The organism is Delftia sp. WSY_22, from assembly GCF_043104185.1.
Taxonomy (GTDB): Bacteria; Pseudomonadota; Gammaproteobacteria; order Burkholderiales; family Burkholderiaceae_C; genus Comamonas; species Comamonas tsuruhatensis.
In genome coordinates this window covers 241,323-256,780 of the sequence record NZ_JBICKN010000027.1, presented here as the reverse complement: position 1 = coordinate 256,780, position 15,458 = coordinate 241,323, and the positions used below count along the sequence as shown (strand labels likewise).

The 15,458-nt window shown below is 68.8% G+C and carries 16 protein-coding genes; 11 read left to right on the top strand and 5 right to left on the bottom strand.

Translation table 11 applies throughout. The annotated features are described in order from the left end of the window. The first annotated feature begins 7 nt into the window (after nt 1-7). The 6 genes from ACF8NF_RS15350 (at nt 8) to ACF8NF_RS15325 (ending at nt 6,952) form a co-directional block, all read left to right on the top strand. Nucleotides 8-985: a tripartite tricarboxylate transporter substrate binding protein gene (locus tag ACF8NF_RS15350; RefSeq protein WP_026062356.1), complete on the top strand. Its 978-nt coding sequence runs from the start codon at nt 8-10 to the stop codon at nt 983-985. Between the two features lie 46 nt (nt 986-1,031). Then, entirely contained in the window at nt 1,032-1,943 is a 912-nt protein-coding gene (gene kdgD, locus ACF8NF_RS15345; protein ID WP_016448682.1) for a 5-dehydro-4-deoxyglucarate dehydratase, read from the top strand. Nucleotides 1,944-2,001: 58 nt separating this feature from the next. Next, nucleotides 2,002-2,961 carry a Bug family tripartite tricarboxylate transporter substrate binding protein gene (locus ACF8NF_RS15340; RefSeq protein WP_392450806.1) on the top strand — a complete coding sequence of 320 codons (960 nt, stop codon included), beginning with the start codon at nt 2,002-2,004 and terminating at the stop codon, nt 2,959-2,961. 134 nt (nt 2,962-3,095) lie between these two features. Then, nucleotides 3,096-4,085 (top strand): 2-hydroxyacid dehydrogenase, encoded by a 990-nt coding sequence (locus ACF8NF_RS15335; RefSeq protein WP_392450805.1) that lies wholly within the window; start codon nt 3,096-3,098, stop codon nt 4,083-4,085. A 44-nt stretch (nt 4,086-4,129) separates the two neighbouring features. Then, nucleotides 4,130-5,467: an enolase C-terminal domain-like protein gene (locus ACF8NF_RS15330; RefSeq protein ID WP_074921236.1), complete on the top strand. Its 1,338-nt coding sequence runs from the start codon at nt 4,130-4,132 to the stop codon at nt 5,465-5,467. Nucleotides 5,468-5,503: 36 nt separating this feature from the next. Continuing rightward, entirely contained in the window at nt 5,504-6,952 is a 1,449-nt protein-coding gene (locus ACF8NF_RS15325) for an aldehyde dehydrogenase family protein (protein ID WP_392450804.1), read from the top strand. 104 nt (nt 6,953-7,056) lie between these two features. On the opposite strand, the gene ACF8NF_RS15320 is transcribed toward ACF8NF_RS15325, so the two are convergent. From ACF8NF_RS15320 to ACF8NF_RS15310, 3 genes are all read right to left on the bottom strand, one after another. Further along, nucleotides 7,057-7,371 (bottom strand): hypothetical protein, encoded by a 315-nt coding sequence (locus ACF8NF_RS15320; protein ID WP_315530390.1) that lies wholly within the window; start codon nt 7,369-7,371, stop codon nt 7,057-7,059. An 887-nt stretch (nt 7,372-8,258) separates the two neighbouring features. Next, nucleotides 8,259-8,951, bottom strand: a complete 693-nt coding sequence (locus ACF8NF_RS15315; RefSeq protein WP_061287476.1) for an LrgB family protein — start codon at nt 8,949-8,951, stop codon at nt 8,259-8,261. A gap of 5 nt (nt 8,952-8,956) precedes the next feature. Further along, complete coding sequence (locus ACF8NF_RS15310) at nt 8,957-9,430, bottom strand: CidA/LrgA family protein (protein ID WP_016448689.1); 474 nt, start codon at nt 9,428-9,430, stop codon at nt 8,957-8,959. A 76-nt stretch (nt 9,431-9,506) separates the two neighbouring features. Here ACF8NF_RS15310 and ACF8NF_RS15305 point away from each other — a divergent pair, with 76 nt between their 5' ends. Both ACF8NF_RS15305 and ACF8NF_RS15300 read left to right on the top strand, forming a co-directional pair. After that, nucleotides 9,507-10,415 carry a LysR substrate-binding domain-containing protein gene (locus ACF8NF_RS15305; protein WP_338499380.1) on the top strand — a complete coding sequence of 303 codons (909 nt, stop codon included), beginning with the start codon at nt 9,507-9,509 and terminating at the stop codon, nt 10,413-10,415. A gap of 4 nt (nt 10,416-10,419) precedes the next feature. Further along, entirely contained in the window at nt 10,420-11,055 is a 636-nt protein-coding gene (locus ACF8NF_RS15300; protein ID WP_074921232.1) for a pseudouridine synthase, read from the top strand. Here ACF8NF_RS15300 and ACF8NF_RS15295 read toward each other — a convergent pair. Then, on the bottom strand, nt 11,052-12,074 hold the full coding sequence (locus ACF8NF_RS15295) for a hypothetical protein (protein ID WP_392450803.1): 1,023 nt from the start codon (nt 12,072-12,074) through the stop codon (nt 11,052-11,054). The genes ACF8NF_RS15300 and ACF8NF_RS15295 overlap by 4 nt on opposite strands. Before the next feature lie 2 nt (nt 12,075-12,076). Beyond that, entirely contained in the window at nt 12,077-12,433 is a 357-nt protein-coding gene (locus tag ACF8NF_RS15290) for a zinc ribbon domain-containing protein YjdM (protein ID WP_013800120.1), read from the bottom strand. Between the two features lie 138 nt (nt 12,434-12,571). Here ACF8NF_RS15290 and ACF8NF_RS15285 point away from each other — a divergent pair, with 138 nt between their 5' ends. The 3 genes from ACF8NF_RS15285 (at nt 12,572) to ACF8NF_RS15275 (ending at nt 15,406) form a co-directional block, all read left to right on the top strand. Continuing rightward, a complete protein-coding gene (locus ACF8NF_RS15285) occupies nt 12,572-13,465 on the top strand; it encodes a LysR family transcriptional regulator (protein ID WP_392450802.1) in 894 nt (297 codons plus the stop codon). 94 nt (nt 13,466-13,559) lie between these two features. Beyond that, nucleotides 13,560-14,282 (top strand): DsbA family protein, encoded by a 723-nt coding sequence (locus ACF8NF_RS15280; RefSeq protein WP_016448694.1) that lies wholly within the window; start codon nt 13,560-13,562, stop codon nt 14,280-14,282. Nucleotides 14,283-14,374: 92 nt separating this feature from the next. Then, nucleotides 14,375-15,406, top strand: coding sequence for a cyclase family protein (locus ACF8NF_RS15275; protein WP_016448695.1), 1,032 nt, complete (start codon nt 14,375-14,377; stop codon nt 15,404-15,406). The last annotated feature ends 52 nt before the right edge of the window (nt 15,407-15,458 follow it).

Below are 15,458 nucleotides of genomic sequence, written 5' to 3'. Positions count from 1 at the left end.
CAAGAGCATGACCCTGAGCCGAAAGCAATTCCTGCGCGCCGCTGGCGCCACCGCCCTCGTGGCCACCGGCGCCGGCGCGCTGGCCCAGAGCAACTGGCCCACGCGGCCGCTGCGCCTGGTGGTGCCCTACCCGCCGGGCGGCAGCTCGGACATCATTGCGCGCGCCATCGGCCCGCTGCTGTCGGCGGAACTCAAGCAGCCCGTGGTCATCGAGAACAAGCCTGGCGCCAACGGCAACCTGGGCGCCGACATGGTGGCCAAGGCCCAGCCCGACGGCCACACGCTGATGCTGTGCGACCTGGGTGCGCTGGCCATCTCGCCCTCGCTCTACACCAAGCTGTCCTTCGACCTGTCCCGGGACCTGCGCGGCACGGCCATGCTGGCCTACTCGCCCCACCTGCTGGTGGTCCATCCTTCGGTGCCAGCCAACAACCTGCAGGAGCTGGTGGCGCTGTCCAAGAAGGAAGACCTGAGCTTTGCCGTCACCGCCACGGGCAGCGCCCCGCACCTGGCCGGCGTGGAACTGGCGCGCGCCACGGGCGCCCGCTGGGAATACGTGCCCTACAAGGGCGGCGTGCAGTCCATACAGGACACGGTGGCAGGCCAGACCCAGGTGCTGATGAACGGCATGCTGGCCACCTATCCCCATGTGCAAAGCGGCAAGCTCAAGCTGCTGGGCCTGTCCAAGGGCACGCGCATGCCGCTGGCCGCCAACGTGCCCACCATCGCCGAGCAGGGCGTACCCGGCTTCGAGACCGGCACCTGGCAAGGCGTGGTCGTTCCGGCCAAGACGCCCGAGGCCGTGGTCCAGCGCCTGCATGAGGCCCTGATCACCGCCATCCGCTCGCCCGAGGTGCGCGCCCGCCTCACGGGCCAGGGCGCCGAGGTCGTGACCATGAACCCCGCCGAGACCGCGCGCTTCCTGGCCACCGAACGCCAGCGCTGGCAAAAAGTGGTTCAGACAGCCGGTTTGAAGCTCGACTGACTCCACCCCTTTTTCTTTCTTCCCCACCCTTGTTCCCGAGAGCACCATGACCCCCCAAGACCTCAAAGACGTGATGAGTTCCGGCCTGCTGTCCTTCCCCGTGACGGACTTCGACAGCAACGGCAACTTCAATGCCAAGGGCTATGCGGCCCGCCTCGAATGGCTGGCCCCCTACGGCGCCAGCGCGCTGTTCGCGGCCGGCGGCACGGGCGAGTACTTCTCGCTGTACGGCGAGGAATACGGCCAGATCATCAAGACCGCCGTGGACACCTGCCGCGGCAAGGTGCCCATCATCGCGGGCGCCGGCGGACCCACGCGCACGGCCATCGCACACGCCCAGGAGGCCGAGCGCCTGGGCGCCCACGGCGTCCTGCTGCTGCCCCACTACCTGACCGAAGCCGGCCAGGAAGGCCTGATCGCCCATGTGGAGCAGGTCTGCAAGAGCGTGAAGTTCGGCGTCATCGTCTACAACCGCGACCGCACCCGCTTCACGCCCGAATCGCTGGCCATCCTGGCCGAGCGCTGCCCCAACCTGGTGGGCTTCAAGGACGGCATGGGCAACATCGAGACCATGTCCTCCATCTTCATGACGATGGGCGACCGCTTCGCCTACCTGGGCGGCCTGCCCACGGCCGAGGTCTATGCGGCCGCCTACAAGGCCCTGGGCACGCCGGTGTACTCCTCGGCCGTCTTCAACTTCATCCCCAGGACGGCGATGGCGTTCTACGAAGCCGTGCGCACCGACGACATGGCCACGCAGCACAAGCTGCTCAAGGAATTCTTCATGCCCTACCTGAAGATCCGCAACCGCGTCGAAGGCTACGGCGTGAGCATCATCAAGGCCGGCGCCAAGCTGGTGGGCCACGACGCCGGCCCCGTGCGCGCCCCGCTGACGGACCTCAAGCCCTCCGAGCTGGAAGAGCTCAAGGCCCTGATCGACAAGCTCGGCCCCCAATAAGCCACAAGACCGGGCGCAGGGGCCAGTCCGGCCCTTGCACCCCCCAGGAGACAAGAACATGAAAAAGATTCTGATCGCGCTGGGTGCCGCACTGGCCCTCACGGCGCAGGCGGCCGGCAGCTTCCCGGACAAGGCCGTCAACATCATCGTGCCCTTCCCGGCTGGCGGCTCCACCGACACCGTGGCCCGCGCCATGGCCCTGAGCATGGGCGAGCAGCTGGGCAAGCCCTTCGTGGTGGAAAACCGCCCCGGCGCCACGGGCACCATCGGCGCGGGCGCCGTCAAGCGCGCAGCGGCCGATGGCTACACCCTGCTGGTGGCCTCGCTGGGCCCCTTCGTGGTCACGCCGCACCTGGTCAAGAACGTGCCCTATGACGCAGGCAAGGACTTCGACTACATCACCATCCCCGTGCAGGCGCCCAACGTGCTCGTGGCCAGCCCCGCGCAGAAGGCCCGCACCGTGGCCGAGGTGATCGCCGCGCTCAAGGCCAACCCCGGCAAGATCAGTTTCGCGAGCTCGGGCAACGGCTCCTCGGACCATCTGTCGGCCGAGCTGTTCTGGCAGCAAAGCGGCACCGAAGGCATGCACGTTCCCTACAAGGGCGGCGCCCCGGCCATCACCGACCTGATCGGCGGCCAGGTGGACTTCTCGTTCCAGAACGTCAACGCCGTGCTGCCCCATCTGCGCAGCGGCAAGCTGCATGCGATCGCCGTGACCGGCAGCCAGCGCTCGCCCGTGCTGCCCGATGTGCCCACGCTGGCCGAGGCCGGCGTCAAGGGCGCCGAGGTCTATTCCTGGCAAGGCTTGGCCGCACCCAAGGGCCTGCCCGCCGATGTGAAGGCCAAGCTGGCCAAGGCCGCCATCGCCTCCGTGCAGCAGCCCGACATCCGCAAGCGCTTCGTGGAGCAGGGCCTGGAGATCGTGGGCAACACGCCCGAGGAATTCACGCGCTACCAGGCCCGGGAATCGGAGCGCTGGAGGCAGCTCATCCAGACAAGAAAGATCACCGCTGATTGAGCTGGAAACAACGGGCCGGCCCCGGGGCCTTTGCCCGCCGGCCTTTGCCCGCTGGCCTTTGCCCGCTGGCCTGCGCACCGCAGGCCCTTTTCACCGGGGCTTGCAGCCCCTGCAAGTTCCAAGGATTCCAAGGCATGGCGACCTCCCGTCCACGCGTTCTCCAGTTCGGCAAGATGCCGCTGCCCCAGCTCGATGCCGAGCTGGCCCAGGCCTATGAGGTGACGCTGCTGTCCGAGCAGCCCGACCGCGAGCGCTTTCTCGCCGAGCACGGCGCGCAGTTCGAATACCTGGTCACCTCGGCCGCCATGGGCGTGCCCGCGAGCGTGGTGCAGGCCCTGCCCCAGCTGCGCTTCGTGAGCAGCTTCGGCGTGGGCTTTGACGCGCTGGACCGCGAGTCCCTGCTGCGCCAGGGAGCCCGCGTGGGCTACACGCCCGGCGTGCTCGACGACTGCGTGGCCGACATGGCCTTCGCACTGCTGCTGGACGCCGCGCGTGGCCTGAGCGAGTCCGACCGCTTCGTGCGCCGGGGCGACTGGAGCCAGGGCCGCTTCGGCATCCGCACGCGTGCCAGCGGCAAGCGCCTGGGCATCTTCGGCATGGGCCGCATCGGCTCCACCGTGGCGCGCCGCGCGGCCGGCTTCGACATGGAGGTGGCCTATCACAACCGCCGCCCGGTCGAGGGATCGCCCCACCTCTACCAGCCCTCGCTGCTGGAGCTGGCGCGCTGGGCCGACTTCCTCGTCATCACGGCCGCAGGCGGCGACGGCACGCAGCACCTGGTCAACGCCGAGGTGCTGGACGCGCTGGGCCCGCAGGGCTTTCTGATCAACGTGGCGCGCGGCAGCGTGGTCGACGAGGCCGCACTGGTCCAGGCCCTGCAGCAGGGCCGCATCGCGGGCGCGGGCCTGGATGTGTTCGAGGACGAGCCCCGCCCCCATGCCGAGCTGCTGTCGCAGGACAACGTGGTGCTTGCGCCCCACATCGCCAGCGGCACGCATGAAACCCGCCGCGCCATGGCCGACCTCGTGCTGCGCAACCTGGCGCAATTCATCGCCACGGGCCGGCCCGAGGCCGAAGTGCCCTGGTCGGCCGCGCAGCAGCCGGCCACCGCCACCACCGCATAGCCCTTTTTTTCCCAGAGACCGATCCAACGATCCAAGAGCACGCCATGTCCTCCACCCCGACCATCACCGAGATCGAAGTCATTCCCGTCGCCGGCCGCGACGGCATGCTCATGAACCTCAGCGGCGCGCATGCGCCCTACTTCACGCGCAACATCGTGCTCATCCACGACAGCGCGGGCCACACCGGTGTGGGCGAAGTGCCTGGCGGCGAAGGCATACGCAAGGCGCTGGAGGACAGCAAGGCGCTGCTCATCGGCCAGTCCGTGGGCAACCACCTCAAGCTGCTGCAAAACGTGCAGCAGGCCCTGGCCGGCCGCGACACGGGCGGGCGCGGCCTGCAGACCTTCGATCTGCGCATTGCCGTGCATGCCGTCACCGCCGTGGAGTCGGCCCTGCTGGACCTGCTGGGCCAGCACCTGGGCGTGCCCGTGGCGGCCCTGCTGGGCGAAGGCCAGCAGCGCGACCGCGTGGAGATGCTGGGCTACCTGTTCTTCACCGGCCCCACCGACAGGACCGACCTGCCCTACGTCCAGCCCGGCGAAGACCAAAGCGGCAGCGACGACTGGACGCAGGTGCGCCACATGACCGCCATGGACCCGGCCGCCATCGTGCGCCAGGCCGAGGCGGCGCATGCGCGCTACGGCTTCAACGACTTCAAGCTCAAGGGCGGCGTGCTGGCCGGCGAGCAGGAGGTGGAGGCCGTCACCGCGCTGGCCAGGCGCTTTCCGCAGGCGCGCGTCACGCTGGACCCCAACGGCGGCTGGCTGCTCAAGGACGCCATCCGCCTCATGCGCGACATGCACGGCGTGCTCGCCTATGCCGAAGACCCCTGCGGCGCCGAGAACGGCTTCTCGGGCCGCGAAGTCATGGCCGAATTCCGCCGCGCCACCGGCCTGCCCACGGCCACCAACATGATCGCCACCGACTGGCGCCAGATGGTGCATGCGCTGTCGCTGCAGTCCGTGGACATCCCGCTGGCCGACCCGCATTTCTGGACCATGGCGGGCTCCGTGCGCGTGGGCCAGACCTGCCGCGACTGGGGTCTGACCTGGGGCTCGCACTCCAACAACCACTTCGACATCTCGCTGGCCATGTTCACCCACGTGGCCGCCGCCGTGCCCGGCAAGGTCACGGCCATCGACACGCACTGGATCTGGCAGGACGGCCAGTACCTCACCCAGAACCCGCTGCAGATCAAGGGCGGCTTCGTCGAAGTGCCCAAGACCCCGGGCCTGGGCGTCACCGTGGACCGCGCCGCGCTGCAGCGCGCCAACGCCCTGTACCTGGAGCACGGCCTGGGAGCGCGCAATGACGCCATGGCCATGCAGTACCTGATTCCCGGCTGGACCTTCGACAACAAGCGCCCCTGCATGGTCCGCTGACCCCTTCCTTCCGTTACCCCTTTCCCGGAGCACCTCATGTCCCGCTACGACAACCTCATCAACGGCCAATGGAAGGCCGCCGACGGCTACAGCGCCAACACCAACCCCAGCGACCTGTCCGATGTGATCGGCGAGTACGCCCAGGGCAATGTCGCCGATGTGGAAGCCGCCATCGCCGCGGCGGCCGCGGCCTTTCCCGCCTGGAGCACCTCGGGCATCCAGGCCCGCCACGACGCCCTGGACAGGATCGGCAACGAAATCCTGGCCCGCAAGGAAGAGCTGGGCGACCTGCTGGCGCGCGAGGAAGGCAAGACCCGCCCCGAAGCCATTGGCGAAGTCGGCCGCGCAGGCCAGATCTTCAAGTTCTTCGCGGGTGAATGCCTGCGCCTGGCCGGCGAAACCCTGCCCTCCGTGCGCCCCGGCATCGGCGTGGAAATCACGCGCGAGCCCGTCGGCGTGGTGGGCCTGATCACGCCGTGGAACTTCCCCATCGCCATTCCCGCCTGGAAGATCGCCCCGGCCCTGGCCTTCGGCAACTGCGTGGTCCTGAAGCCCGCCGACCTGGTGCCCGGCAGCGCCTGGGCGCTGGCCGACATCATTCACCGCTCGGGCATTCCGGCCGGTGTCTTCAACCTCGTCATGGGCCCGGGCCGTGTCATCGGTGATGCCCTGGTGCGCCATAGCGACGTGGCCGCCATCAGCTTCACCGGCTCCGTGGGCGTGGGCCGCGGCATTGCCCGCGCCTGCGTGGAAAGCGGCAAGAAGGTGCAGCTGGAGATGGGCGGCAAGAACCCGCAGATCGTGCTGGACGACGCCGACCTCACCCAGGCCGTGGAGCTGTCCGCGCAAAGCGGCTTCTACTCCACGGGCCAGCGCTGCACGGCATCGAGCCGCCTCATCGTCACCGACAGGATCTACCCCGCCTTCATCGAGGCCCTGCAGGCCCGCATGGCCAGGATCAAGGTGGGCGACGCCCGCGCCGCAGGCACCGACATGGGCCCCGTGGTCAGCCAGGCCCAGCTGGAGCAGGACCTGAGCTACGTGGAAATCGCCAAGGCCGAAGGCGCCGTGCTGGCTGCCGGCGGCGCAGCCGCCGCCTGCCACACCGGCAGCGGCAACAAGGGCTACTACATGGCGCCCACCCTGTTCGTGGACACCCAGGCCGCCATGCGCATCAACCGCGAGGAAGTCTTCGGCCCCGTGGCCAGCGTCATCCGCGTCAAGGACTACGAGGAAGCCCTGGCCGTGGCCAACGACACGCCCTTCGGCCTGGCCGCAGGCATTGCCACCACCAGCCTCAAGCACGCCACCCACTTCAAGCGCCACAGCCAGGCCGGCATGGTCATGGTCAACCTGCCCACGGCCGGCGTGGACTACCACGTGCCCTTCGGCGGCCGCAAAGGCAGCAGCTACGGCCCGCGCGAACAGGGCCGCTATGCGCAGGAGTTCTATACGACGGTGAAGACCGCCTACACGCTGGCCTGAACAGCATTCGGCTGACGAGAAAAAAGCACCTTTCGAGGTGCTTTTTCATTGGGCGGATTCCGGGAGTCAGCAGCCCGGGGCGCCCTGGCAAGCGGACCAGCGAATCAGCGCTGAAACGCCGCCGCAGCAGCCGCTATCCGCCGCAGATACGCCGGGTCTTCCTGCAGGCAATGCACGTGGTTGACCTCGTCCTCCACCAGTTCCTCCATCCGCTGCGCAGCCCCGCAAATGGCCTGCAGCGCATTGGCCACCACCTCCAGATTGCGGTAGCCCTCGGGCCGCTCCAGCCAGGCCAGCGCCAGCTGGCCCAGCGAGTACACCTCGCTGCTGCCCTGCAGCGTCAGCCGACCGATTTCGGTCACGGCATGGCTCAACTGCTGCGGCGTGGGCTGGGTCAGGGTTGTGGAAGCGGTACTCATGGCGCCACCCTTCCCATGGCAGATGCGCGAGAGTGAGGCGCTTGGGTGGCAGAGGGGAATGCAAAAGAAGAAATGCCGTGCATGGTTTCGTACTCCTTCGTGAGAACAAAAACCACCGGCCCGTGTTCTTACGCACAGACAGGTGGACGGGATGTTAAGAACACGAACGAAGCCGTGCGGACGCCCTTGCGGGTAGCCCCATCCCGTCCGTAACCGCAGGAACGCAGGCTTGCGCCCACGCTCCGGAAATCAGACGTGACAAGGCCTCCTTGACGGCGAGGCCGCACCGCTTCGTTTTGGGTGTTCTTACGCACCGGCCCCGGAACAGGGGGCTGCCGCGATGATAGAGGCTTTCAAGATGGCAAGCGCCCCAGCACTCCAGGCCGAGCGCAGCGAAGGCCCACACCCACTCCCCGTATGCCCGCGCCTGCGCCGTGGCGGTTGCGGGGTTGCAGTCCTGCCGAAGGACAGGACTGCTTCGTCATCTGACTCGCCGTGATTGTTTGAACGTAGCTCGCAGAGCGAAGTGAGTTTCACGGCGAACCCCGCAACCGCCACGGCGCAGGTGGCCCCGCAGCGCAGCGAAGGGGTCGCGGACATCCGGGTCGCCTTCTTTGATCTGACCTTTCTTGGCGAATCAAGAAAGGGCAGTCGGCTGCCGGGCCGAGACCCGGCCTCGAAAAACAACCACCCGGCAGGGGCAAAAAATGCACCTAAGCCAAAAGCAAACAAGGTGGGCGGGAGTCAAGACCATGTGCAAGGCATGCGGACGCCCTCACGGGCAGCCCCATACAGCCCCAAACCCAAAGACAGCCAGGCCCCCAAAAGCCCCAGCCATCAAACCCTGGACAAGGATGGCAGCTCCCGCATCAATTCAGAAAATCACTTCAGAAAAACAGCACCCTCACCCAAGGCGCCACCACCACATTCAACGCCCCCGCAATCATCATCACCAACGAAGCAACCACCGCCTGCACATCCCCAAACTGCCGCGCCTTCGCCACCCCGCTGCCATGCGCGGCACCGCCCAGAATGGCGCCCGCAGCCAGCTTGCTGCGTACGTGCGGCAGCAGCCGCAGGATGGTCTCGCCCATGAGCATGCCGCTGACGCCCGTGAGCAGCACGAACAGCGCGGCCAGGTCGGTGGGCCCGCCCAGCACGCGCTCGGCCTCGATGGCGAAGGGGGTGGTCACCGAGCGCACGGCCAGGCCCTTTTGCAGGTCCACGGGCAGTCCGAAGGCCTGTGCGAACCAGATGGTGGTGGCAATGGACACGCCACTGGCCACGAGCACGCCGGTGGCGATCGACATCCAGTGCTTGCGCAGCAAGTGGCGGTTTTCGTGCAGGGGCAGCGCAAAGGCCACCGTGGTGGGGCCCAGCAGCCAAACCAGCCAGTGCGTCTGGGCGATGTACTGCGGGTAGCGCACATGGGTCAGCAGCGCCAGCGCGATCAGCACCATGGGCGTGGCGACGATGGGCATGAGCAGCGGATGCGGATGGCGGCGGTACACGCGCTTGTTGGCCGCATAGCAGGCCAGCGTGGCCAGCAGCGACAGCAGGCCTATCGTCTGGTCGGACATGGCGTTCATTCCTGCTCCCTGTGCAGCCCGGCGCGCGTGGAGCGGCGCCGGGCCAGCCACAGCTCCAGCCGGTAGACGCGGTCCACGGCCAGCGCCGTGGCGGCCATCACGCAGGCCGTGCTGGCCACGATGACGCCCAGGATGCGCAGGCCCTGGTGCTGGATCAGCTCGGTGTATTCGGTGACGACCAGCATGGCGGGCACGAAGAACAGCAGCATCTCGGCCAGCAGCCAGTTGGTGCCGCCCTGCAGCCAGCGCGCCTTGACCAGCCCGCTGAACAGGCCCGTGGCCAGCAGCGCGAAGCCGATCAGCCCGGCCGGCATGCCCCAGCCAAAATGGGCGCGCACGGCCTCCATGGCCACCCACAGCGCACTGAGCAGCCCCACCTGCAGCACGCCGCGCAGCAGCGGCCAGCAGCGGTGCTGCAGACCCTGAAACACCTGCGGCCGCAGGACGGGCATGGCGGAAATCTTTGACATGGGGCAATCCTAGGGTTTCCACTCAGATTCGTAAAATGAATAATCTCCATTTTTCCCATGCACAAAAGGAATCCTCATGGACCTGCGCGCGCTGCGCTACTTTGTCGAGGTGGTGCGCTGCAACAGCTTCACGCGTGCGGCCGAGGCGCTGCATGTGACCCAGCCCACCATCAGCAAGATGGTGCGGGCGCTGGAGGAGGAGCTGGGCGGCCCGCTGCTGCTGCGCGAGGGGCGCAGTGTGCAACTGACCGACGCAGGCCAGGTGGTCCATGCGCGCGGCCTGCAGGTGCTGGAGCAGTCACGCCAGCTGCTGCAGGAGGTGGCCGAGGTGGACGGCATTGCGCGCGGCAGCCTGAGCGTGGGCATCATGCCCACGGCCGGGCACTACATGGCGCCCGTGATCGCGCGCTTTCAGCAACTGCATCCGGGCGTGGAACTGCATGTGCAGGAGCAGGGCGCACGCGCCCAGCGCCAGCTGCTGCTGGACGGCAAGCTGGACATGGCGCTGGGCCTGCACGGCGCGGGCGAGGCGGGTGGTGACCTGGCCGGAGAGGGCCTGGAGTACTGCACCATCGCCCACCAGAAGACACGCGTGGCCTTTGCCGCGCACGAGGTGCCCGACCCGGACGCACCCGTGCACTGGAGCGAGCTGGCCCGGCGGCCCTTTGTGTTCTACACCTCGGACTTCGCCCTGCACCAGGCCGTGCTGGAGCATTGCGCGGCGGCAGGCTTCAGCCCACAGGTGCGGCTGCAGACGCGCTACTGGGACTTCATCGGCGACCTGGTGGCAGAAGGCGTGGGCGTGGCCGTGATGTTCGAGCACGTGATCGCGCGGTTCGACCCCCGGCGCGTGTCCAGCCGCCCGCTGGTGGGGCCTGAACTGCACTGGGACGTGGTGCAGCTGTGGCGCAGCGGCTATCTGTCACGCGCGGCGAGGGCCTGGCTGGAGTGCGTGCGTGCGGTCTATCCCGACGACAATCGCTGAGTCCATGCAACCCAGAAAACGCCCTCCCTCGCGCTCCTTTGCGGGCCCATCCCGGCGCCTGCAGACCGCCTTCGCCGACCGGCCCGACACCGGCCCCTCACGCCTGCTGTGCTTCAACAAGCCCTACGGCGTACTCAGCCAGTTCACCCCCGAGGGCCGCTGGCGTGGCCTCAAGGAATACATCGACGTGCCGGGCGTGCATGCGGCAGGCCGGCTCGACGCCGACAGCGAAGGACTGCTGCTGCTGACCAACGACGGCCCGCTGCAGGCGCGCATCGCCGATCCGCGCTTCAAGATGGAGAAGACCTACTGGGTACAGGTCGAGGGCCTGCCCGACGCGGCCGCGCTGCAGGCCCTGCGCCAGGGCGTGCAGCTCAACGACGGCATGACGCTGCCCGCGCAGGCGCGCCGGCTGGAGCCGCCGCCCGTGCTGTGGCAGCGCGACCCGCCCATCCGCGTGCGCCAGAACATTCCCGACTGCTGGATCGAGCTGGTCATCCGCGAAGGCCGCAACCGCCAGGTGCGCCGCATGACGGCGGCCATTGGCCACCCCACGCTGCGGCTGGTGCGCGCGGCCATCGGGCCCTACACGCTGGACGGCCTGGAGCCCGGCCAGTGGAAGGATGTGGAGCCCGCCTAGGGCTCCGGATTGTCGGTAGGTGCCACAGCCTTCCAGCGCTGCAGGCCGAGCCACGGATGAAAGCGCCGCGCCTCGCCCACCTCCACGCGCTCGACGCTGCCGGCCAGCAGCGGCCACAGGCGCTGCAATTGCGCCGAGCGCTGCTGCGTGCAGCGCCGCGCGCGGGCCAGCAGCTCGCTGCCCTGGCCCAGCAGGCGCGACAGCTCGCGCAGGCGCGGCGGCGGCAGGCATTGGGCGCTGGCCAGCATCAGCCAGGACGGTGCCTGGCCCGCCTGGGCGGGGCCGCTGGCGGCGAACTGCTCCAGCAAAGCGACATGGGCGCTGAGCAGGGGCGCGGGTGGCTTCTCGGCCAGCATGATCTCCAGCAGCCTGCCATCGAAGCGAAAGCGGGCAGGCACCACGGCGTGCTCTACCGAGTTGCCGAAGCGCGTGGACTGGCGATGGCGGACGGCACGGCTGCCCTGCTCCAGCAAGGGCTGCAGCAGTTCGGCCAGGGCCTGCTCGCGCTGCGCCGTGGGCGCTTCGGCCAGCGTGATGCGCAGCGGCACGGCCTCGTAGCCGCGCAGCTGGTCGCGCCAGGCCATCCAGCCCGCCGTATCCGGGCCGCCCAGCAGCAGGGCGAGGAAGGCGCCCAGGCCAGCCAGGGCCGATCCGGTCCACCATGACACCTGCACAGGCTGCCGCCCGGCGATCAGCCAGCCCGTCAACCAGACCAGCGCCCCGGCGCAGGTGGCTGCCAGCAGGCCCATGCCGAAGGCGAGGAAGGGTGCGCCATCGAGCCGGTCGGGCAGCAGCACCAGCATGGCCACGCAGGCCGCGCCGGCGCACAGCGCAACGGCCCACCAGCCCGCCACGGGCAGGGTGCGCGCGGTGCGCTCTGTGTGGCCTATGCGCCCCGCCACCGCAAGCAGCATGAGGGCCACCACTGCGCCAGCGGTCAGCGCAATGAACAGGGGCGCAAACACCCACAGCGCCAGCAGCCCGAGGACCGCCGATACCGCAAGCGACAGCGCCAGCATGCTCAGGCCTTCTTGAGGAACTCCGACTTGAGCAGCATGGAGCCCAGTTCGGTCTTGCAGTCCACGTTGTGGCCGTCGGCGCCATCGACCAGGCGGATGCCCTTGATCTTGCTGCCCTTCTTGAGCACGGTGGACGAGCCCTTGACCTTGAGGTCCTTGACCAGGATCACGGCATCGCCGTCGGCCAGCGCATTGCCGTTGGCGTCGCGCACGATGCCGTCGCCAGCGGCGGCTTCGCCGGACTCTTCTTCGGCCTGCATGGGCCATTCGAAGGCGCAGTCGGGGCAGATGTAGCTGGTGGCGTCGGGATAGGTGTTTTCAAGGCCGCACTGGGGGCAGGCGGGAGTGGTCTGGGGCATGGGATGGACAGATTCGGTGAAGACAAAGAGGCGCGGCGGGCGCGCCGTACCTGGCGATTGTCGCCCCTGCCCCCGCAGGCATGCCCCGGCAAACCCGAGCGGCCTGCTACGCTGCGCGCCACTCTTTGCTTTTTCCCCATGGATACGCTGACCCCCTTGCGCGCCTTCCGGCGCATCGTAGAACTGGGCTCCATCGCCAAGGCGGCCGACGCGCTGGACCTGTCCTCGGCCGCGCTGAGCAAGCAGCTGCGCGCGCTCGAAGCCCATCTGGGCGCCGTGCTGCTGCAGCGCACCACGCGCCGCATGAGCCTGACCGACACGGGCCAGGCCTACTACGCCGAGTGCTGCCGCCTGCTCGATGAATTCGATGCGCTGGAGCAGTCGGTGCGCGCGCAGTCGCAGCAGGTGACCGGCCGGCTGCGCGTGAATGCGCCGCTGTCGTTTGCGCTGAGCACGCTGTCGCCGCTGCTGGCGCGCTTCATGCAGCGCCATCCGCAGCTGCAGATCGACCTGTCCATGGAAGACCGGCTGGTGGATGCGGTGGGCCAGGGCTTCGATGTGTCCATCCGCCTGAGCGCGGAGCTGGCGGACTCCTCGCTGATCGCGCGGCGCCTGGCCTCGCTGTCGCAGATGCTGTGCGCGGCCCCGTCCTATCTGCAGGCGCATGGCCGCCCGGCCAGTGCCGCCGGGCTGCGCGGCCATGCGCTGCTGAACTACAGCCTGGCGCATGCGCCCCGCGAAGCGGGCGAGAGCCCCCAGGCGCCGTCCGAGGCGCGCGCCAACGTCAACAACAGCCTGATGCTGCGCGACCTGCTGGTGGCGGGCCTGGGCATTGGCGCCCTGCCCTCGTTCCTGGCGCGGCCGGCGATTGCGGCAGGCCAGCTGGTCGCACTGGACCTTGCGGACCAGGCCGCGCAGGCCCGCCATGTCTACGCGGTCTATCCCACGCAGCGCCACCTGCTGCCCAAGGTGCGCGCCTTCGTGGACTTCCTGGCCGAGGAGCTGCCCGCCGCCATGGGCGAGGATTGTTGACGCCGCGTTAAGAGTTCCTCAAGCGCGCGCCCCTTTTTCGCGCCGGGCCTGCGGCCTACGCTTGCCGTCCATCACAGCCATGAAGGACACAAGCATGACGCAATGCAATGATTTTTCCTGCGCCCTGCCCGCGCAGGATGCGGCGGCCGCCTCGCCGCAGCAGGCCCTGCAGGCGGCGCCCGCAGCGGCGCCTGCGGTCGCCCCCGCCATCGACTTCTTCCATGACGTGGTCTGCGGCTGGTGCTACGTGATGTCGCCACGCCTGCGCCAGGTGGCGCGCGAGCTGGGCCTGCGCGTGCGCCACCGCAGCTTCGTGCTGCAGGCCTCGCGCGCCGAGATGGTGGCGGCCTTCGGCTCCATGGAGCGCGCCAAGCAGGTCATCCTGGAGCACTGGCAGGCCTGCGCGCAGCATGACGACGAGGACCGCATCGACATCGAGGGCATGCGCCGCGAGGCCTTCGAGTACCCCAGCGGCATGGCCGGCGCACTGGCCTGCCAGGCGGCCCAGATCCTGGGCGGCGATGACGCGCACTGGGATCTGTTCGACGCCATCCAGCACGCCCACATGAGCGAGCACCGCAACATCGGCGACGCCGAAGTGCTGCTGGACATCGCCACGCGCACGGGCTTCGAGCGCAACGCCTTCGCAGGCTGCATGGAAGGCGCCCAGGCGCTGGAGCAGGTGCGCCAGGACCGCGCTCTGGCGCAGCGCATGGGCCTGCGCTCCATTCCCACGCTGATCGCGCCGGGCCTGCCGCCGCTGCAGACCCAGTCGCTGGCTGCGCTGCGCGAACGGCTGCACTTCCTGGCGGCCTGAGCGCCCCCGTCTTTGCTTTTTTTCATCGGCGTTTTCCGCCTTCCCTTGCGCGCGGCATGCGCGCCCTCTTTCAGCAGACCAAGGACTCTTGCATGACTCTCCAACGCTTCGCTCGCCGCATGGCGCTGCCCTCTCTCGTGATCGCCCTGGCCGCCGCCTTCGCGGGCACCGCGGCCCAGGCCCATGGCGGCCACGAGCCCCCGGCCGGCGCACGCCAGGACGTGGGCACCAGCCCCTGGGGGCCGGCCGACGAGATCGGCCGCCTGAACCTGATCACGCCGGCCTCGCGCGCGGCCATCCTGCAGCGCATCACGGGCGGGCAGGTCTATGACCTGGCCACCGAGTACTACGTGGGCATGCCCAGCTGGCAGGACGCGGGCGATCCGCACTACCAGTTCTGGATGACGCACACGCCGCGCGGCACAGTGGTGGACGACCCGATGAACGTGGGCAAGGACATGAACGCCACGCGCAGCTACACGGGCACGGCGTTTTCCATGTACAGCCACACGGGCACGCACATCGATGCGCTCAACCACTTCGGCATCCGCGGCAGGATCTGGAACGGCTTCAGCGCAGACCAGCACCTGGGCGACCGGGGCTGGCAGCGCACGGGCATCGAGAAATTCCCGCCGCTGGTGGCGCGCGGCGTGCTGATCGACGTGGCGGCCGCCAAGGGCCTGGAGATGCTGCCCGACCAGTACCGCATCACGCGCCAGGACCTCAAGGATGCGCTGGCACGCCAGAAGGTGACGCTGCAGGAGGGCGACATCGTGCTGGTGCGCACGGGCCGCATGAAGCTGTACGGCCAGCCCCAGGCCTACATGGCCAAGCCGCCGGGCCTGGGCCTGGATGCCGCGCGCTTCCTGGTGGAGGAAGGCGGCGCCATGATCGTGGGCGCCGACAACCTGAGCCTGGAGACGTTCCCGTCCGAGGTGGACGACGACTACGTCCCGCTGCACAGCTACCTGCTGGCGCAAAAGGGCGTGCCCATCATGGAGCTGGTGGCGCTGGACGATCTGTCGCGCGACAAGGTCTACGAGTTCGCCTTCATCGGCGGCCCGCTCAAGATCCGCGGCGGCGACGCCGCGCCGCTGCGGCCCATCGCCATCCCGGTGCGCTGAGCGGGGCAAGACGAGATTTCTTGAGCTTGACCTCGAAACTCCCGCGCCCCCA